We start from the raw sequence: 17907 nt of genomic DNA, 5'->3' as shown, positions 1-17907 counted from the left end.
CAGCAGATCATGCCATCGAAAGAAATATTTGATCCCAGTTGGTTAGGGCTAGAAGGCGACAGCCGTACTGAAAAGCCAACGGCTACGAGGACAACTGCTGAGTTATCACCACACCATGATGAAACACTGACAAATATCACGGAATCGTTGGAATGTCTTCAAGAAATTAAAATCACGACTCAAACAATTAAATCGAATCAACAGCAATCGCTTGAATTGACAAAAGGCATCCATTCGATGCTGTCCTTTTTCACAATTCTTGCGGTCATTGGATTATTACTTTTGGCGGTGGAAATATTCATACCTATATTTCGGAAATGATTGCTTCAATCTTTTCTCTGTGTCTCTGCGTCTCTGCGGTAAGTTAAATCGTAACGAACAGGCGGGTTCGATGGGTGATGTTCGCGGGTTTATGAAGTACGGCCGCAAGACCAGCGGCAAAGAGCCGATTCCGGAACGGATCAAGCACTATCGTGAATTTCTCACGGTTTTGTCTGACGACGAGCTGCGCAAGCAGGGCGCCCGGTGCATGGATTGCGGCGTACCGTTTTGCCATACCGGCTGCCCGCTGGGGAACATCATTCCCGATTGGAACGATTTGGTATACCGCGACCAATGGCACGAGGCCATCAATCGCCTGCACGCCACGAATAACTTTCCGGAGTTCACCGGCCGAGTGTGCCCTGCCCCGTGCGAAGCCGCCTGCGTGCTGGGCATTAACGAAGACCCGGTGGCGATCAAGCAAATTGAATGCTCCATCGCCGACCGCGGTTTCGACGAGGGATGGATTATTCCAGAGCCGCCCACGGTGCGGACCGGCAAAAAAGTTGCCGTCATTGGCAGCGGCCCATCGGGCTTGGCGGCGGCACAACAACTCAACCGCGCCGGACATTCGGTGACCGTTTTCGAGCGGGCCGACCGGCCGGGTGGCTTGCTGATGTACGGCATTCCCGATTTCAAGCTGGAAAAATCGCACGTTTGGCGGCGGATTAAACAATTGGAAGAAGAAGGGGTGGAGTTTAAGTGCAACTCCCACGTCGGCGTGAACGTGGCGACGGCTGATTTGCGCCGCGATTACGACGCCATTTTGCTGTGCGGCGGCGCCACCCAGGGGCGCGATTTGCCCATCCCAGGGCGTGAATTCAGCGGCATTTACTTTGCCATGGAATTTTTGCCGCAGCAGAACAAAGTCAATCAAGGCGATAAAATCCCGGAGCAAATTCGCGCCACCGATAAAGACGTGATCGTGATCGGCGGCGGCGACACCGGGAGCGATTGCGACGGCACTTCCAATCGGCAAGGTTGCAAAAGCCTGACGCAGTTCGAACTGCTACCGCAACCGCCGGATGTGGGCAATTATCCGCGGGCCGATCAGCGCCCGGCCGGCACACCGTGGCCGTTGTGGCCCATGATTTTGCGCACCAGCACCTCTCACGAAGAAGGCTGCCGCCGCGAATGGAGCATTTTGACCAAGGAATTTCGCAGCGATTCGGCCGGCCACGTGGAAAGTCTTGTAACCGTGCGCATCGAATGGGTTAAAGACGAGCAGGGGCGACACGTGTTCAAGGAAGTTTCCGGCACACAGGAGGTCTGGCCGTGCCAGTTGGTTTTGTTGGCGATGGGTTTTGTCGGCCCGGAAAAGCGCGGCCCGATTTCCGATTTGAATTTGGAAATGGACCCCCGTGGCAACGTGAAAACCGACGGCAATTACACGACCAGCCAGCCCGGTGTGTTTGCCGCGGGCGATTTGCGCCGCGGGCAATCGCTGGTGGTGTGGGCCATTCACGAAGGGCGCGAGGCGGCGCGGGCTGTGGATAAATATCTCATGGGCGTGTCGCATTTGCCCAGCGTCAACGCGGGCGATTTCGCCTGGAAGTAGGAACGTGAGTCATTCCTGTGATAGTCTTTGCTGTCGTATGCAAACGGTTACCGAATCTTCGACCTTTCGAACTTACCTCGGCGTACATCTAAATTAGGCAAAGTGCTATAATAATCACATTGGGGAGCGGTTTACACAGTTTCGATTTGCTCGGAGTTTTGGCGATGTCTACAGAAGCATGGACAGATATCGAAACTGAACGTGCCAAACAAATTTGGAGCGAGTACGCGGCAAACCACGATCTCTCGGACCGAAAAGGCCAAGCGGCTGGTATTGATCCGGCCACAGGGCAAATTTGGTTCGGAGAATCGGCCGCCGACATCGCACATCAATTAGAAGATGCCGGCACATCCAAGCCGCTTTTCTTCATTCGTGTTGGTTATGAAACCTACCTTCGGAAAGGAGGTCGCCGTTGATCCGTGGGACGGTCTCTCCTGATGGTGTTCCTCTCATAACACTCACCGTGGCGGGCAGGCAATGGTCGGCAATTATCGGCACGGGTTTTAATGGTGATTTAGAGTTGCCGTTGCAACTTAAAGATCAATTGCGTGCGCAATTTATTGGCCGCATCGAATCTGCGTTAGCCGGAGGCCAGAGCATTGAAGAAGACGCTTACTCGGTCAAATTCCCTTTCAATGGGCAAACTCTTCTGGCCGAAGTAACATTTGTTGCTGGCAACGAAATCTTGATCGGCACGCGGCTTCTTCGTGCCCACCGGCTTGAAATAAATTTTCCTCAGCGGTCCGTGCTGATTGAGTGATTGGGTTAACTCGAGCCATTCTTCGACGACGACGGGTACGTGCCCACTTCGATGTGAAAGCCGTCGGGGTCGCGGAAAAACAACTGCTGAACGCCGGTGTCGGCTTGTTGATTTCGCCGGAATGGAATGCCGTGTTCTTGGAGCAAACGTTCGACCGCCGGTAGATCGTTAGTATGCAGCGCCATGTGATAATCGCGAGTGCGAATTTCGCCGCCCGGCGGCACGGTCACTTCGCCCGCAGATTGGTCGTGGCCGAGCAAATGAATGCACAGTCCATGTCCGTAGAGCCACGCACCGGTAAACTTGAAATTCGGCCGGGGCACTTCCTGAAAACCCAGCGCTTGGCAATAAAACTGCTTGCTAGCATCGAGACGGCGCGTGACCAGGGCGACGTGGTTGAGAGCCGAAATTGGCAGGGGGGCAGGCATGGAAGCGATCTCTGCAGAAATGTCATATTTGCCAATGCGCTACAATTTGCATGATAAGTCATCCCAGTGGCAGCTGGTAGCGCATCTCCAAGGGGAACCGGCTTTTACGCTAAAACGAATTCTCTCAGGCAGAACCTGGGCCGGTTGTAACGATTTTCTCGATTCTGCCGATTCTGCCGGCCGATAACGCTTCCAGGCAGCCGCGCTGGTCTTGTCGGCAAAGCGGTGCCGGTCAGATAGCAATTTGGGGGGGTAACTCTGATGACGAAGCAATTTTTGTGTGCTGTCGTGTTGGCTGCAACGGGGCTGGCTGCCTCGGGAGGCTGTTGCAGCATGGATTATCTGTGCGGACTGCACACCCATTGCAACGGCTGCTACGGCGGTTGCGATACATGCGGCAGCTGCGGCCAGTGCGGCGGCTCAGGATGCGGCGAGTGCTCCAGCGGTGGTTGCAGCCAGTGCACCCATTGCGGCAGTTGTGGTTGCGGCAATAACTGCTCGTGCGGCAATTCCTGCGGCTGTTCGTCATGTTCAAGCTGCGGCAGTTGCGATTCGGGCTGCTGCGATGGCTGCGGCCACGGAATCAAAGATTGCTTCTGGCCCTTCAATTGCTCCTGGATTACCGGCTTGTTCCATTGCTGCAACTCGGAAACTTTTAATTGCCCAGGCGGCGGCTGCGGCGAAAGCTATTGGTGCGATTGGAAAGCCTGCCCGCCGACGCCCGATCCGTGCAATAAGTGCGGCTGTTACAGCGGCTGCGCCCCCTGCTCGGAACATTGCTACCAGGCGAGTACCCGCTTTGGATCGGTGAGCTGGCCGCCGCACGACGAAGGCATGTCGGACGGCGACGCGGTGGTGGGTCAGAAATCCAAGGGGACGACAACGCAGTAAAAAAGATCGATTTCCGACTCCGATCCAACACGCTGCACAGTGCCCGAATTATTCAGCGGTTGCGGATTGTTCGAGGGGCATCCTTTGTCCGGTTGATTCCTGCCGTTAGTGCCGTACACTGGGATCGTTGTTGATCACGGCCATCTCAGCCCTTACGGTCGACGGCGTCATGCCAGTGCGCGGAATCGATGCCTTTTTGGAACTGCTTGCCGCGGGGGGTGTGCGGCATATTTTCGGCAATCCCGGCACCACGGAATTGCCGCTGAATGATGCTTTGGCGGGCGACCCGCGCTTTCAGTACATCTTGGGCCTGCAAGAAGTACCGCTCGTGGCCATGGCCGATGGTTTCGCCATGGCTTCGCGCTCTTTGGCGGTGGTCAACTTGCACATTTGTTGCGGACTGGGCAACGGGATGGGCATGTTGTACAACGCCTTCCGCGAAGGCACGCCCCTGTTGGTTACGGCCGGCCAGCAGGATCGGCGGTTGAAATTCGAAGAGCCCATTTTATGGGGTCGCATGGTCGACGTGGTCCGCCCCTGGACCAAATGGGCCGTCGAAGTGGAGCGCGTGGAAGATTTGCCCGCCGCCACGCGCCGCGCCATTCAAATGGCTGTGACGCCACCGACTGGCCCTGTGTTTATGTCGCTGCCGATGGACGTGCAATCGGCCGTGGCCGAGGGGCTGGATTTAACTCCGGCGGGGCTGCCCGATCGCCGTGTGCGTCCGCCGCTGGATGGTTTGCAGCGAGCGGCCGAAGTTTTGCTCAGCGCGAAAAACGCCGCCATTTTAGTCGGCAGCCGTGTGCAGGAGGCTGACGCCGTGGAAGAGCTGGCTCGCTTGGCGGAGCGGTTGGGAGTGCCGGTCATTTCCGAAAGTGGCACCACGCACGGCCGGCTTGGTTTTCCCTGCGATCATCCGCTGTATGCGCAGGGCTTGCCGCTTTGGTCCCCGGAGGTGCGCCAGCGGCTGAAAGATTACGACGTGCTGTTCGTGGCCGGCATGGATTTGCTTCGGCAATACGTGTATTACGAGCCGGCCCGGGCGATTCCCGAACATATCCGGCTGGTTCATCTGGATGAAGATCCTTATCAACTGGGAAAAAATTACCCGCTGGAAGTGGGCCTAATCGGCGACACGAAAACTGGGCTGGCGGAATTAGAGGCCATCTTGGCGCAGCGAATGACAGATCAGCAGAAAAAAGCCGCAGCCCAACGCATCGAAGATTACGCCCGCAATCATGCGGCAGCCTGTAAGGCTGCCTGGCAAGAATGCGAGGCTACTGGCCAGGAGCGCCCGCTTTCGCCGCTGGCTTTCATGGCGGCGATTGCCCGCGTGCTGCCTCCAGATGTCGCCGTTGTGGAAGAAGCGGTCACCACGACCAACACGCTGTTGGAGCGATTGGGCGCGCTAAAAAACACGTCGGGATATTTTGGCCATCGCGGTTGGGCGCTGGGCTGGGGTTTAGGCGTGGCGATTGGCGCGAAGCTGGCGTGGCCGGAGCGCCCGGTCATGGCCATTTTGGGGGAAGGCGCGGCCATGTATGGCATTCAAGGATTGTGGTCGGCGGCACATCATCGCATTCCGGTCACGTTTGTGATTGCAAATAACGCCCAATATCAAATTCTCAAGGTCGGCGCGGCGGGCTTGCAACTGCCGCATGCATTGGCCGGAAAATTTGTGGGAATGGATATTGTCGAGCCAGAGATCGACATGGTGGCCCTGGCCAATTCGCTGGGGGTAGATGCAATCCGGATTACGGAGCCGGACGAGTTAAGTGATGCAGTGAAGCAATCGCTGGCCGGTGACAAACCGCGGCTGATCGACGTGCCGATCGGTCGCAGCGTGCCCGACCGGCTGAATTATGGATAGGAGTGAGTAGTGAGGGGTGAGGGGTAATATCGTATTTCACTTGGAACGTCACGCCGTACCTGTCCAACTTACTACTCACCACACACTCACTTCCCGCGCAGCATTTGCATGAGGGCGGGCACGGCAGGGGCCGCCGGTTGGCCCACTTGTCCCAGCGCCGCGGCGGCTTCTTCCCGCACAGCCTGTTCAGGATCGCTTAATGCACGCACCAGCGCCGGCACGGCGTCTTTGGCTTGCGCGCCCATGTAAGCCAGCGCCCGGCACGATTGCAGCCGAACGATTGGATCGGCATCGGCGAGCGATTCTGAAAGGGCCTGCGCGGCCGGTTGCCCAATGCGTCCCAAAGCGTCGGCGGCGGCGATTTGCGCAGGCTGACCGTCCGTGGGCTGCACTGTTACATTTACCGGCTGCGGAAGTTTGGATGTATCCGTGGAAGGCTCGCTGTTGCAGCCCACGCAAATCAATATTCCTGCGACAATGATCAGCAGCACGTTTTGACGCATGGCATTTCTTTCCGGTTAATCTTCACCATGAACCGAAGCAAATCGCCTCGGCCGTCTTGGTTACTCAACCATAGCATGGCCCGGTTACTTTGCCGCTTCCACGGCAACTTGCTTGCCATCGGAAACTTCCGACAAATCGCCGTCAATCACGTGTTCGGAGCCGTTGAAATCTTCCCAAGCACCCGGTTGGCCGCTGGAGGGATAGGGTCGCCATTGGACAACTTCCGTCCAGGCGCCGTCGCTGATGCCGGCCTGAATTTGCGTCCGAGCAGCGACGCCATCGACGACCAAATAGCAACACATCCGATTGCCGATTTCCACGATTGCCGAGTTGGGAATGGCCCACACCTTGGGCCGCTCGATTTCTATCGAGCCGTAGGCATACATGCCCGGCAGCAGTTCGTCTTTGGGGTTGGGCAGATCGATTTCGGCCTGCAACGTGCGGCTTTGATTTCGCAGGGCCAGCGAGGTGCGGGTGACGGGAACATCGTATTCACGCTCGGCCAAGGCTTGCAGCCGCAGCGACGCTTTGGTGCCGGCGCTGACATAGGGAGCGTCCATCTCGGGGACGCCGATGACAAACATCATGGGATCGGTGCGGGCGACGACGAACAAGGGAATAGAAGTTACGCGGGTGGAGCCCCCCTCCTCGCCACCGGATGCGTCGCCGGAAGCCGGACGAACAAAGTCGCCGGTATTGATGTTGCGTGTGGTGATGACGCCGTCGTAAGGCGCGGTAATTTTGGTGTAGGCAAACATGGCGGCCACGCGGCGCTCGTCGGCTTGGGCAACTTTCACTTGAGCTTGGGCAGCGTTCAAATCGGCCTTGGATTTATCAACCTGGGCCACGGCTGACAACCGCTCTGATTCCTTCGATTTGACCGCCGCCACGGCCGCATCGTAAGCAGCTTTGCTCGCCTTGGCCGTATTTTGCGTTTCTGCCAGTACTTCCGGATTGACCACTTGGTCCTTCACCATTTTATTGAGCCGATCCAGCTCTCCCTGCCAGCGTTCGACGTCGGCGGTATAGCGTGCGACGTTCGCTTGCGCTTCGGCCACAGCGTCTTCGGCAGACTGCGAATTGCTTTCGGCCACGTGCACCAACTGCTCGCTTTGCTTGACCATGGCCTCTTGCTGCTCGACCAGGGCTTCCTTTTCCTTCAGTTCTTCCGCCAACTCAGGAACCAGAATTTCGGCCAACAAATCGTCTTTTTTGACGTGCGCCCCAATATCCACGTTCCATTTTTGCACGAACCCGGCGACTTTGGAATAAATCGCGGTTTGCTCGTACGGCATAATCATTCCCGGTTGGGCCACGGTGCGATGAATGGTGCGCTCCTGGGGCTGCGTCACCGTTACCATGGGTTTTAACTCGATGACTGGCGCCGTGGAGCGCGCAGAATCGGAACAGCCGCAGAGTAGGCTGCAGAGCGTCGCCAATGGTAAACAGATGTGCTTCATGCCATCGCCTTAGCAACCGCGTCGGGTCAGTAGTAAATCTATCAAATGTAGCTTGCCCGAGAGCGTTTCCTGGATCGAACTCATCATTTACTCCCCTCTTCTCCGCGATTTTCATGGTAATGGGCGCTTTCCGGATCGTCCGGGTGCATCGACAACGAAACCGCAGGTTTCTTGCCCATCAGCAGCGCAAACACGGCCGGCACAATAAATAGGGTGGCAAAAGTGGAAAACACCAAGCCGCCGATGACCGCGCGCCCCAATGGCGCTTGCATTTGGGTGCCGTGTTCCAGCGCCAAGGCCATCGGCACCATGCCGGCCGTCATGGCACAAGCGGTCATTAAAATGGGCCGTAACCGTTCCTGTGCGCCCGACCAGGCCGCCTCAAACGTGTTTTTTCCTTGCCGCCAATCGCGGGAAATAAACGAAACCATCATCACCGAGTTGGCCAGCGAAACGCCGACGCACATGATGGACCCCATGAACGATTCAATGTTCAGCGTGGTCCTGGTAATGAACAGAATCAAAACGACCCCCGTCAACACGCCTGGCACCGCGCCCAGCGCCGACAGCGCCAAACGGGGCGATTCGAAATACGCGGTGAGCATAATCAAAATGGTGACCACCGCCGCGACCAATCCGATGCCCATTGAGCGGAACATTTCTTCCATGGGCGTGATTTGTCCGCGCACTTCCACGCGCACGCCCTTGGGGGGCGTGCCGGCGGTTTCAATGGCTTGGTGAATTTGTCGTCCCGCGCGGCCCAAATCTTCCCCTTCCACATTGGCGGTCAAGCTCACATACCGCTGCATGGTGTTACGGTCGTATTCACCGGGCATCGAGCCGGCATTGACGTTGGCGACGTCGCGGACCAACACGTTGGAGCCGCCGTCGCCGCCGTTGACGTGCCGCACCGGAATGGTTTCCACTTGCCGTGAGGAATTCATGCGTGGCGTCGGCACCAGCACTTCCACCTGGTAATCGATGCCCGTTTTTGGGTCGCGCCAGTAATTCCGGGCCACGTAACGGCTGGACGAAGTGCTGACCAAAATGGCGTCGGCGACGTCCCGCGCGGTTAAGCCGCTGAGGCCGGCCCGTTCCCGATCAATTTGTACGGGCACCGTCGGGTAATCCAGCGATTGGCGAAAGCCGATATCCCTTAGAAAGATGTTCTTTTCGAGTTCCTTTTTAATTTGCATGGCGAACAATTTGGAATCGGCCATGTTGGGGCTGGCCACGGCCACTTCGATGGGCGTGGGAGAGCCGAAGCTCATCACCTCGCTGACGATGTCGCCGGGCTCGAATCCGAAGGTCACTAAATCGGCCCGTTGTTTGGCGGAGTCAGGAGTTAGCCCTTTCTCCTGAAGCACTGTGGCCAGCCAGGGCTTGATTTTTTCCGGCAGCACTTTTCGCAGGCGCTCCTGCAATTCATCCAGCCGCACGCCGAAGTTTTCATTCAGCGCGATGCGCATTTGGCCATCGTCGGGACCGCGCATGAACAAAATCAAATTGTTCATCGAGTAGTTGGGCGCTTGCTGTCCGGCAAAGCCCATCGAAATGTCGATGCTGCCGGGACCGCCCGCCTCTTGCTCGATAATTTGCAGCGCTTTTACGGCGATTTCGCGGGTAATTTCAAAATTCGATCCCGGCGGAGCACGAAACCGCAAGACGAACTCTCCTGCCCCTACTTGCGGGAATAACTCCGTTCCCAGGCTGGTTCCCACCACGACAATCAGCACGCCGCACACGCCCAAATAGACCGGAACCACGACCCAGCGCCAGAGAACAAGCTGCTTGACCGCACCGCCGAACACGCGCTCCACGCGTGCAAACAGCCCTTGTGCGTGCTCTTCGTGCGATTTGCCATGATGCTTGAGCAGCCAAACCGACAATACGGGCACCAGCGTGCTGGAGAGAAAGTACGAAGTCGTCATGGCAAAGCCCACGGCCAGTGCCAGCGGCACGAAAAACGACCGGATGGGCTCGGCCATAATGAAGGCCGGGATGAAGACCGACAAAATACAGACCAGGGCCAAAAATCGTGGAATGGCGGTTTCCGCGCCGCCCCGTTCCACGGCCCTGGCCAACGACGGGGTGCGCGTCATTTGGACGTGAATGTTTTCGATCGATACGGTGGCCTCGTCGACCAAAATGCCAATCGCCAGCGCCAAACCACCCAGCGTCATGATGTTGATGGTGTAGCCGGTCACCCACAGCGCGAACAGCGCGCCCAACAGCGCCAGCGGGATGTTGGCCACGACCACCAGGACGCTCCGCCAGTCTCGCAGGAACAACAGCACCATCAGGCCGGTCAGGGTGGCGCCGATCAAGCCTTCCGTTCCCACATTCGTGATTGAACGAACCACGGTCGGCGATTCGTCGAACTCAAAACTTAAATCCACATCATCGGGCAGCACGCTTTTGAACAGCGGCATGGCTTTGTGAATATCGGCCACGACTTGCAATGTCGACGCCGTGCTTTTCTTCACGATGGGCAAATAGACCGATTTGTGGCCGTTGACCAAAGCGTAGCCGTAGTTCAAATCGGTGGCGTCGGCCACGACGCCGACGTCGCGCACATAAACGTTCTGACCGGTTTTGATCGGGATATTTCCGAATTCGGCCGCATTGCGAATCATCGCATTGTTGGGCACCAGCGGCATTTCGTCCTGGATGTATGCGTTGCCCGACGGACTGATAAAGTTGCCGGCTTGCACGGCGGAAACCACGTCTTCGGGCGTCAAATCGTAGGAGCGCAAGCGATCGGGGTCGACGCTGATGACGATGGCCCGCACGTTCGTTCCAAAGGGGGAAGTGGCCACGGTGCCGGGGACGTTGGATTGGACGAGGGCGCGAATTCGCATTTGCGCCAAATCTCCCATCGTGCCCAGCGAAGCCGTTTTGCTTTGCAGCACGAGATAACCCACCGGCACGCTGCCCGCATCCATTTGCATGATCAGCGGCGGCAACACATTGGGGGGCATGGTGGCCTGGGCGCGATTCGCCTGACTGACAACCGAGGCCATGGCCTTAGCCATATCCGTATCGGGATAAAACGAGAGCTTGATGACCGCCACTTGCGAAATGGAGCGTGATTCGATGGCCTTCACCCCATCGACGTACTGAAAGGCGATTTCGAACTGGTTGACCAGCAAGCCTTCCATTTGCCCCGGGTCCATGCCGCCGTAATTGCAGAAGACGTAAATTTGCGGCATGTTGATCGGCGGAAAAATGTCGATGCGCATCCGCGATAGCGCAAGGCAGCCGCCCAGCACAATCGAGACAACCAGCATCACGGTCGTCACCGGATGCCGCATGGCAAAGACGATCAGCCTCACGCTCAACTCCTGACAACTGCGGTCAGCCCAGATAGGCTTATTTTTCCAACGCTCGACAGCTTAGAGAAATGTACGTTGAAAGGTCACCACGAAGGACAAAAAACCGGCATAAGTCCAACGCTATCAATGGATTTACGTTGCTGGCTTGACAACCCATTCCCCTGTCTGGACCTCATTACGATCCCTCTTGCCAGCAAGCATGCACGTCAGCATACGTTTAATACGACTGGGTCAACCTTAAGGCCTAAAAAACTCCGGTTACAGACCGGCAATGCCGATGATACCGTTTGCCATGAAGGGGGCCGCAGAGGCTGAAAATCCGTCTGTTACCCCCTGTAAATCATGCCAGTTATGGAGCTAAACCGTGAAAAGTAGCTTTAAACTGGCCATTTGCATATTGCTTGTTCCTTGGCCGTTTTCTGGCGTCTACGCCCAGAATACGGAAATGGTTCCGCCGGGGCAGCCGGCCGCCGGTTATTCTCCGTCCGATCAGCCAGCTAACAGCTACGTTCCGCCTCCCGGGCAGCCGAATGGTGGTTACATTTCTCCACAAGGTCAGCCGGCCGCGGGAATTAGTGCGCAGCAAAACCATCCGGTTGGAAATATCGATCCGCGACCGAATTACCAGCTTCAACCACCTTCCGCGCCACGACCGTGCCCAAGTTCCTACGTATCGCCGGAGCCGGCGTCCGGTTTTGCGCCTGATCTCATCAACGCAACCGGTGCCCCCGATATTGCGGCGGCACAGCCCGAGCAAACTGATCAAACTCTGCCTATTAATTTGGCTACAGCCATGCGGCTGGCGGATGCTCGGCCGTTGGTCATTCAAGCGGCCGTGGCAAGCGAAATGACTGCAGCCGGGCGCCTCCAACAAGCGCAGGTGTTGTGGGTGCCCGACCTGATTTTGGGGAGCGATTACCAACGCCACGATGGCGGCCAAGAGCGAACGACCGGCGATGTGTCGATCAATGACCGCAATCAATTTTTGACCGGCGGCGGACTGAAGGCGATTTTCGCCCTGACCGACGCCATTTACACGCCGCTGGCCGCTCAGCAACTTTATCGGGCCCGAAATTACGACATTCAAGCGGCGAAAAACGACGCCCTGCTTTCCATGACCGACGCCTATTTCTTGGTTCAGCAAGCGCGCGGCGTGCTGGCCGGCTCCGAGGATTCGGTTGCCAAAGGGAAAGAATTAGTGAAAACCGTGCAGTCGCTGGCGCAAGGCCTGGCCGCACCGATCGAAATCCAACGGGCTGAAACGACACTGGCCGAGTTGGAACAACAAGCGACGACCGCGCGTGAAGATTGGCGCGTGAACAGTGCGAACCTGACGCGCGTTCTCCGGCTCAATCCGGCGGCGGTAGTTGTGCCGTTGGAGGCGCCGCACCTGCAAGTCACCGTGGTTCCGCCGGAGGAAACCGTGGATCAGCTCATTCCGGAAGGATTGCTCGGCCGCCCGGAATTGGCGTCGCAACAGTCGGTGGTAAAGGCCACGATCGATCGACTCAAACAAGAGCGCATGCGTCCGCTGATTCCCAGCCTGGTGGTGCAAGGCTCCGCCAACCCAAGCGACACTTTGGGAGCGGGCTTTTACGAAGCCAACCTCACGGGTCATGATCCGGTTTCGACCGGCCGCAGCGATTGGGATTTCCAAGTGATATGGCAACTGCAAAACCTGGGGGCCGGGAACGCCGGCTTAGTACACGAGCGCCAGGGAGAACAGCGGCAAGCGATGGTCGAATTATTCCGCCTTCAAGATCAAGTGGCTGCCGAGATTGCGCAAGCACAGGCCCAAGTGGTGGCGGCCGCGACGCGGATTAAACAGGCCGAATACGGCTTAGCCGCCGCCGAGGTTTCGTTCGAAGGCAACTTGAAAGGGTTGAGCGAAACCATTCAGGTCGGCAATCAACTGCAATTGGTCATTCGCCCGCAGGAAGTGACCGCGGCCCTGCTGCAATTGCGGCAGGCTTACAGCGATTATTACTCCAGTGTGAACGACTACAACCGCGCCGAATTTCGGCTGTATCACGCGCTGGGTTATCCCGCACAACAAGTCACCTGCAACCCGGCCTGGGGCGATGTGCAACCGATCGACGGGCAGCGCCCGCCGCAAATGGCGCCAGCCGTAGCGGCAGCGTATAAGCCGGCAGAGCACCGCTAACAGCAAGCACGGCTCTCGCGGTGCAAGCTTACGAATCTGCAGCTTCAACGCTGGGTGGTGGGACAATTTGAAATTCCGACAGCCGCTTTTCCCGACTGACACAGTCGGGCTATGTTCAAATTGGCCACCACCCAACGCTGGAGCACCCATCAAGCGGCGCGTCAAAAATCGAAGCTAAACCGCGTGCCCACCGAGTTGATATCCGCTTGCGGCGTGGTTTTGACGGCGCTGCGGTCGGTGAAATCGTAGTTAAACTGCATCCGGGCCTGGGCATTCCAAATCCAATTCAGGCCCAAGGTGAAGCTGTTGAGCTCGCCGCCGGTAATGCCGTTGTCGTTCAGATCAATGGTGTTATACCGCGCTAAAATTTGCCACGCGCCCCAGCCGTGGCAGCAATTGCCGTTGGCGTCGTGAACCCAGAATGCATTTTCGTACGGCACAATTCGCTCAAACGTGGCCCGTTTGCGGTCGTAAACTTCGTGTTCGCCGGTCAACAAATATGCGCACTGAACGTAACCGCCCTGAAACAGCGGCGTACCGTGATCGACGCCGGAAATTGTAGCGTTGGGAATTGTCGAGCCGGCATATTCCGCGACCACGCTGAACGAGCCCATCACGCAGGCAAATTCGCCGCAAAAAATGTTTTGCGAATTGGCGTTAATGGTGCCGGTATAATTGGTGTCGACATAAATCGGATTCAAAATACCTGGCGGTCCGCTGCGAATATCGCCCCGTGTTCGCAACCGCACAAACCCTTCGTCGGTGCTTTGAACGCTGCCGGACACTCCCAAGTGCATCATGTAGGCGCCACCCGACGGTTCATCATAATAAGGACACCACGTGAGTCGGCCGGTGCCCGCATAATCGTTGCCCAAGCTGAAGCCAAATTGGTCGTCGTCGGCGCCAAACCAACCTAGAGACCACGTGGCAGACAGATCCTGACGCCAATTGATCATCTCGATGCCTGGCGCATAACCGCCGTTGAATGGGCCGAACACAAAGTCCTGCAAATACGAACGCTCCATGAACGGCAACTGCGAATCGGTCATCATGTGTTCAAAGCCCATCGGCTCCTTGATGTTGCCGAAACGCAAATTTCCGATGTACGGGATGTCGCCCCAATTGATGTACATTTCGTCGAAGGCTGGGCTTGTGGTGGCCGGAGACTGCGCGTTGGGCGTGCCGGCGGGTGTGACCATGTTCGCGAAGTCGACCTGCACGATCCAGTCGAACACTTCATACATGGTGCCGTCCATGCGGAGCCGGATGCGGCGGAAATCGAGCGAATCGGGCTGCGGGCCGATGCCGCCCTTGGATGCGGGATTTTGAATTCCCGGCGGATTGTCGAAATAATTCAAATCGAATTGCAGCACGCCGCCCACGTGAAAGCGAAAATCCTTATTGGGCGTTTCGAACTGCAAGCCCTTATTCCAAGTCGCCGAGAAATGCAAATCGCTGCCCACTTCGTAACCATCGGCGCTGCTGTTGCCGACGGACGGATGCTGGGCCGCTTGATCGTCCAGCCGCTTTTCCATGGCGTCCAGGCGGTCTTGCAGCTGGAAAACTTGCGGGCTTTCGGCCGCGCCGGCGGGAACAACTCCGGCAGGCTGCGGCGCCGGAAATTCGCCGTTCGAGACGGGGGGCAACACGCGGACTTCGTTTTGCAGCGTGCCCAACTGATCGCGCAATTGGCGCAGTTCTTCGTCCTGCTGTTCCAGCCGGTTGTAGAGTCTTTGCAAATCGGCTGCGGAAGCAGGATTCGAAGCACCCGCCCCATCGAAAGCAACAGCCGGATTGAAAACAGCAGGCGGCGGCGTATCGGTTTGGGCGTGCGCAGCGCCTGCGCCAATGAGCGGCAACACGATGACTGCGACAATGACAATTAAAAAGCGATTGATCACGACCGGATTCCTTGCGATCTGGATTGTGGACGAAGCACTGTTAAATCCACGCGGGTTCCATAGATCGCCTCTCGCTGTCGAGTCAGCCGCCGAAAAATCATTACGACCGTTGCCCTGAGCACAGCCGTTACAATCGTTTTCGGCGGTATTTCCCGTATTATCGAGAAGCTCCCCGTTAATCGGCACAGTTTGCCAATTCAACGCATCATGCCAGAGCAAAGCGTGCTTAAAAGAAAGGCAGTTCGATTTTCGCGGGTGCAAACTTCGAATGATCGCGCAGGCGGTGCTACCACTGCTGGTGCGATCGGCTACCACCGCTGATGGACCAGCGGTCGAATGCGCTGGTCATACAGCTTCCGAATTGCCGCTATTTGCGGCTCGGTTAGAAGCGGCAACGTCGATGACGCGGCATTGTCTTCCACTTGGGCCGGGCGCCTGGCGCCGGGAATAATGGTCGAAACCGCGTCGAACATCAAAATCCAGCGTAGGGCCCACTGTGCCAGCGTAGGGCCGGCCGGAAAGAGCGCGCGAATTTGCTCGACAACTTCCAAGCCCGTATCGTAATCGACGCCGGAAAAAGTTTCGCCTCGATCGAACATTTCGCCGTGGCGGTTGAATTGCCGATGATCGTCCGGCTCGAATGTGGTGTTCCGCTGCAATTTTCCCGTCAGCAGCCCGCTGGCCAGCGGCACGCGCACAATGATCGCCACGTTTCGCCGCTTGGCTTCCGGAAAAAACAACTCCGCGGGCCGATGCCGGAACATGTTGAAAATAATTTGCACGCTTTGCACGCCGTGGTATTCGATCGCTTTTAATGCTTCTTCCACCCGTTCCACGCTCACGCCGTAATGGCGAATTTTTCCCGCGGCCTTCAGCCGATCCAGCGCCGCAAACACTTCGGGTCGATAGTAGACGTCTGTCGGCGGGCAATGCAGTTGCAGGAGATCCAGGCTCTCGGCTTCCAAATACTTCAGACTGCGCTCGATGAACTGTGTGAGATTTTTTTCGTTGTAACCGTCGGCCGTGTGCGGATTTAGTCGCCGCCCCGCCTTGGTGGCCACGTAAAACGGCTCTTTCCGCTGGCGCCGCAGTTGGGCAATCAACCGCTCGCTGCGTCCGTCGCCATACACGTCGGCCGTGTCGATGAAATTCACGCCCAGGTCGAGCGCGCGGTGCAGCGCCGCCAGTGATACCTCGTCGCTTTGCTTTCCCCACGAGCCGCCAATGGCCCAGGCGCCAAAACTAATTTCCGACACTTTCCAACCGATGCTGCCGAACGTGCGATAGTTCATGCGTTATGCTTCGCTGCGAAAACGGATTATGAAACAGACCGTTTCAGTGTAACCAGTCTGGCTGCGGAGCATCAATCGGTCGTCAAAGTGCCGTTAATGCGAATCGCTTGGCCTTTTTCGATCGCCAGCTCCCGCACTAAATCGCCGTAGCGAATTTTGCACGGGTTTCCCAGCGTGCTGCGGATCGTGGCGGTTTGCAACTTGCCGCCGCGCCACGTGCAATCGATTTCGAAACCGCCGCGCGCGCGAAGCCCTGTGAACGAACCATCGGGCCAGGCGCTGGGCAAGGCCGGCAAAAGTTCGATTCCCTCGGCGGTCGATTGGAGCAGCATTTCGGCAATCCCGGCCGTCGCGCCGAAATTGCCGTCGATTTGGAACGGCGGATGCGCATCGAACATGTCGGGATACGTTCGCTCCGGCGAGAGCAGCATCGCGAGAATTTTGTTGGCATGCTCACCGTCCAACAGGTGCGCCCACAAATTCAAGCGCCACGCCAGCCCCCAGCCGGTGGCCTTGTCGCCCCGAATTTCCAGCGATTTTTTCGCGGCGGCGGCCAGATCCGGCGTGCCGCGCACGGTAATTTGGTTGCTGGGAAACAGCGCGTACAAATGCGAAACGTGGCGATGATGAAGGTCGCTGGCCGTCATGTCCCAATCGGCCTGCCATTCCTGCAACTGCCCGGCTGATCCGATTTTCAGCGGCGGCAATCGGTCGCGCGCCGCCGCCACCTGATTGCGAAATTCCTCGTCCACATTCAAAATTTTCGCAGCCTGCTGGACGGCGGTAAACAAATCGCGAATTATCTCGCAATCCATGGCCGGTCCGGCGCACACACTGGTATTGCCGTGGCCATGGCCATGCTCGGGCGATAACGAGGGACACGTGACCAGGTATTTTGTATCCGGATCTTCCACCAGCGTATCGAGGAAAAACGTGGCCGCGCCTTTGAGGACCGGATACATCCGTGCCAAGTACGCCTGATCGCCGCTGTACAGGTAATGGTCCCACAAATGCATGCACAGCCACGCGCCGCCAGTCGGCCACATGCCATATTGCGGCCCGTCGATGGCAGCGGTGGCGCGCCACAAATCAGTGTTATGATGGGCCACCCAACCCCGCGCGCCGTACTGAACCTGGGCGGTGCGGGCGCCGGTCTGGGCTAAATCGGTCACCATTTGGATGAGCGGCTCGGCGCACTCCGCCAGATTGCACGTTTCCGCCGGCCAATAGTTCATCTCGGTATTGATGTTGATGGTGTACTTGCTTCCCCACATCGGGTTCATGCTCTCGTTCCACAGGCCCTGCAGATTAGCCGGCTGACCGCCCGGCCGGGAACAGCTCAAGAGCAGATAGCGTCCGAATTGAAAGTACAGCGCCGGCAATTGTGGATCGGCGGTCGTGGCGAAGTTGGCGATTCGCTGGT

General features: G+C 57.5%; 15 protein-coding genes. 7 read left to right on the top strand and 8 right to left on the bottom strand.

Features of this window, described 5'->3' with window-relative positions; genetic code table 11:
- The first annotated feature begins 9 nt into the window (after positions 1 to 9).
- The 4 genes from VMJ32_06135 to VMJ32_06120 all read left to right on the top strand — a co-directional run bounded on the left by VMJ32_06135 (position 10) and on the right by VMJ32_06120 (position 2639).
- Positions 10 to 321 carry a hypothetical protein gene (locus VMJ32_06135; GenBank protein ID HTQ38586.1) on the top strand — a complete coding sequence of 104 codons (312 nt, stop codon included), beginning with the start codon at positions 10 to 12 and terminating at the stop codon, positions 319 to 321.
- A 70-nt stretch (positions 322 to 391) separates the two neighbouring features.
- On the top strand, positions 392 to 1879 hold the full coding sequence (locus tag VMJ32_06130; protein ID HTQ38585.1) for a glutamate synthase subunit beta: 1488 nt from the start codon (positions 392 to 394) through the stop codon (positions 1877 to 1879).
- Between the two features lie 164 nt (positions 1880 to 2043).
- Positions 2044 to 2295 (top strand): hypothetical protein, encoded by a 252-nt coding sequence (locus VMJ32_06125; protein ID HTQ38584.1) that lies wholly within the window; start codon positions 2044 to 2046, stop codon positions 2293 to 2295.
- Complete coding sequence (locus VMJ32_06120) at positions 2292 to 2639, top strand: hypothetical protein (GenBank protein HTQ38583.1); 348 nt, start codon at positions 2292 to 2294, stop codon at positions 2637 to 2639. The genes VMJ32_06125 and VMJ32_06120 overlap by 4 nt, the downstream gene beginning before the upstream one ends.
- A gap of 5 nt (positions 2640 to 2644) precedes the next feature.
- Here the strand turns inward: VMJ32_06120 and VMJ32_06115 are convergent, their stop codons facing one another.
- Positions 2645 to 3067, bottom strand: a complete 423-nt coding sequence (locus tag VMJ32_06115) for a VOC family protein (protein ID HTQ38582.1) — start codon at positions 3065 to 3067, stop codon at positions 2645 to 2647.
- Positions 3068 to 3441: 374 nt separating this feature from the next.
- Positions 3442 to 3654 (bottom strand): hypothetical protein, encoded by a 213-nt coding sequence (locus tag VMJ32_06110; protein HTQ38581.1) that lies wholly within the window; start codon positions 3652 to 3654, stop codon positions 3442 to 3444.
- 40 nt (positions 3655 to 3694) lie between these two features.
- On the opposite strand from VMJ32_06110, the gene VMJ32_06105 reads away from it, so the two are divergent.
- Entirely contained in the window at positions 3695 to 3958 is a 264-nt protein-coding gene (locus VMJ32_06105; protein ID HTQ38580.1) for a hypothetical protein, read from the top strand.
- A 130-nt stretch (positions 3959 to 4088) separates the two neighbouring features.
- Positions 4089 to 5828, top strand: coding sequence for a thiamine pyrophosphate-dependent enzyme (locus tag VMJ32_06100; protein HTQ38579.1), 1740 nt, complete (start codon positions 4089 to 4091; stop codon positions 5826 to 5828).
- An 86-nt stretch (positions 5829 to 5914) separates the two neighbouring features.
- On the opposite strand, the gene VMJ32_06095 is transcribed toward VMJ32_06100, so the two are convergent.
- From VMJ32_06095 to VMJ32_06085, 3 genes are all read right to left on the bottom strand, one after another.
- Entirely contained in the window at positions 5915 to 6331 is a 417-nt protein-coding gene (locus VMJ32_06095; GenBank protein ID HTQ38578.1) for a HEAT repeat domain-containing protein, read from the bottom strand.
- Positions 6332 to 6415: 84 nt separating this feature from the next.
- Positions 6416 to 7693, bottom strand: a complete 1278-nt coding sequence (locus VMJ32_06090) for an efflux RND transporter periplasmic adaptor subunit (protein HTQ38577.1) — start codon at positions 7691 to 7693, stop codon at positions 6416 to 6418.
- Positions 7694 to 7875: 182 nt separating this feature from the next.
- The gene (locus tag VMJ32_06085) at positions 7876 to 11127 is read right to left on the bottom strand and encodes an efflux RND transporter permease subunit (protein HTQ38576.1); all 3252 of its coding nucleotides are present in this window, start codon (positions 11125 to 11127) and stop codon (positions 7876 to 7878) included.
- 364 nt (positions 11128 to 11491) lie between these two features.
- Here VMJ32_06085 and VMJ32_06080 point away from each other — a divergent pair, with 364 nt between their 5' ends.
- A complete protein-coding gene (locus VMJ32_06080; protein HTQ38575.1) occupies positions 11492 to 13291 on the top strand; it encodes a TolC family protein in 1800 nt (599 codons plus the stop codon).
- A 161-nt stretch (positions 13292 to 13452) separates the two neighbouring features.
- On the opposite strand, the gene VMJ32_06075 is transcribed toward VMJ32_06080, so the two are convergent.
- From VMJ32_06075 to VMJ32_06065, 3 genes are all read right to left on the bottom strand, one after another.
- Positions 13453 to 15192, bottom strand: coding sequence for a porin (locus tag VMJ32_06075; protein ID HTQ38574.1), 1740 nt, complete (start codon positions 15190 to 15192; stop codon positions 13453 to 13455).
- 308 nt (positions 15193 to 15500) lie between these two features.
- Positions 15501 to 16484 carry an aldo/keto reductase gene (locus VMJ32_06070; GenBank protein ID HTQ38573.1) on the bottom strand — a complete coding sequence of 328 codons (984 nt, stop codon included), beginning with the start codon at positions 16482 to 16484 and terminating at the stop codon, positions 15501 to 15503.
- A gap of 71 nt (positions 16485 to 16555) precedes the next feature.
- Positions 16556 to 17907: glycoside hydrolase family 95 protein (locus tag VMJ32_06065; protein HTQ38572.1), on the bottom strand; the 1352-nt coding region annotated here is incomplete at its 5' end.

The organism is Pirellulales bacterium (genome assembly GCA_035499655.1).
Classification (GTDB): domain Bacteria; phylum Planctomycetota; class Planctomycetia; order Pirellulales; family JADZDJ01; genus DATJYL01.
This window is presented reverse-complemented; position numbering and strand designations above follow the sequence as displayed.

What these genes read in the sequence shown, in the direction of transcription:
- VMJ32_06135 (HTQ38586.1), top strand. Translation starts at nt 10, where the DNA reads ATGCCATCGAAAGAAATATTTGATCCCAGTTGGTTAGGGCTAGAAGGC.
- VMJ32_06130 (HTQ38585.1), top strand. Translation starts at nt 392, where the DNA reads ATGGGTGATGTTCGCGGGTTTATGAAGTACGGCCGCAAGACCAGCGGC.
- VMJ32_06125 (HTQ38584.1), top strand. Translation starts at nt 2,044, where the DNA reads ATGTCTACAGAAGCATGGACAGATATCGAAACTGAACGTGCCAAACAA.
- VMJ32_06115 (HTQ38582.1), bottom strand. Translation starts at nt 3,067, where the DNA reads ATGCCTGCCCCCCTGCCAATTTCGGCTCTCAACCACGTCGCCCTGGTC.
- VMJ32_06095 (HTQ38578.1), bottom strand. Translation starts at nt 6,331, where the DNA reads ATGCGTCAAAACGTGCTGCTGATCATTGTCGCAGGAATATTGATTTGC.
- VMJ32_06090 (HTQ38577.1), bottom strand. Translation starts at nt 7,693, where the DNA reads ATGGTAACGGTGACGCAGCCCCAGGAGCGCACCATTCATCGCACCGTG.
- VMJ32_06070 (HTQ38573.1), bottom strand. Translation starts at nt 16,484, where the DNA reads ATGAACTATCGCACGTTCGGCAGCATCGGTTGGAAAGTGTCGGAAATT.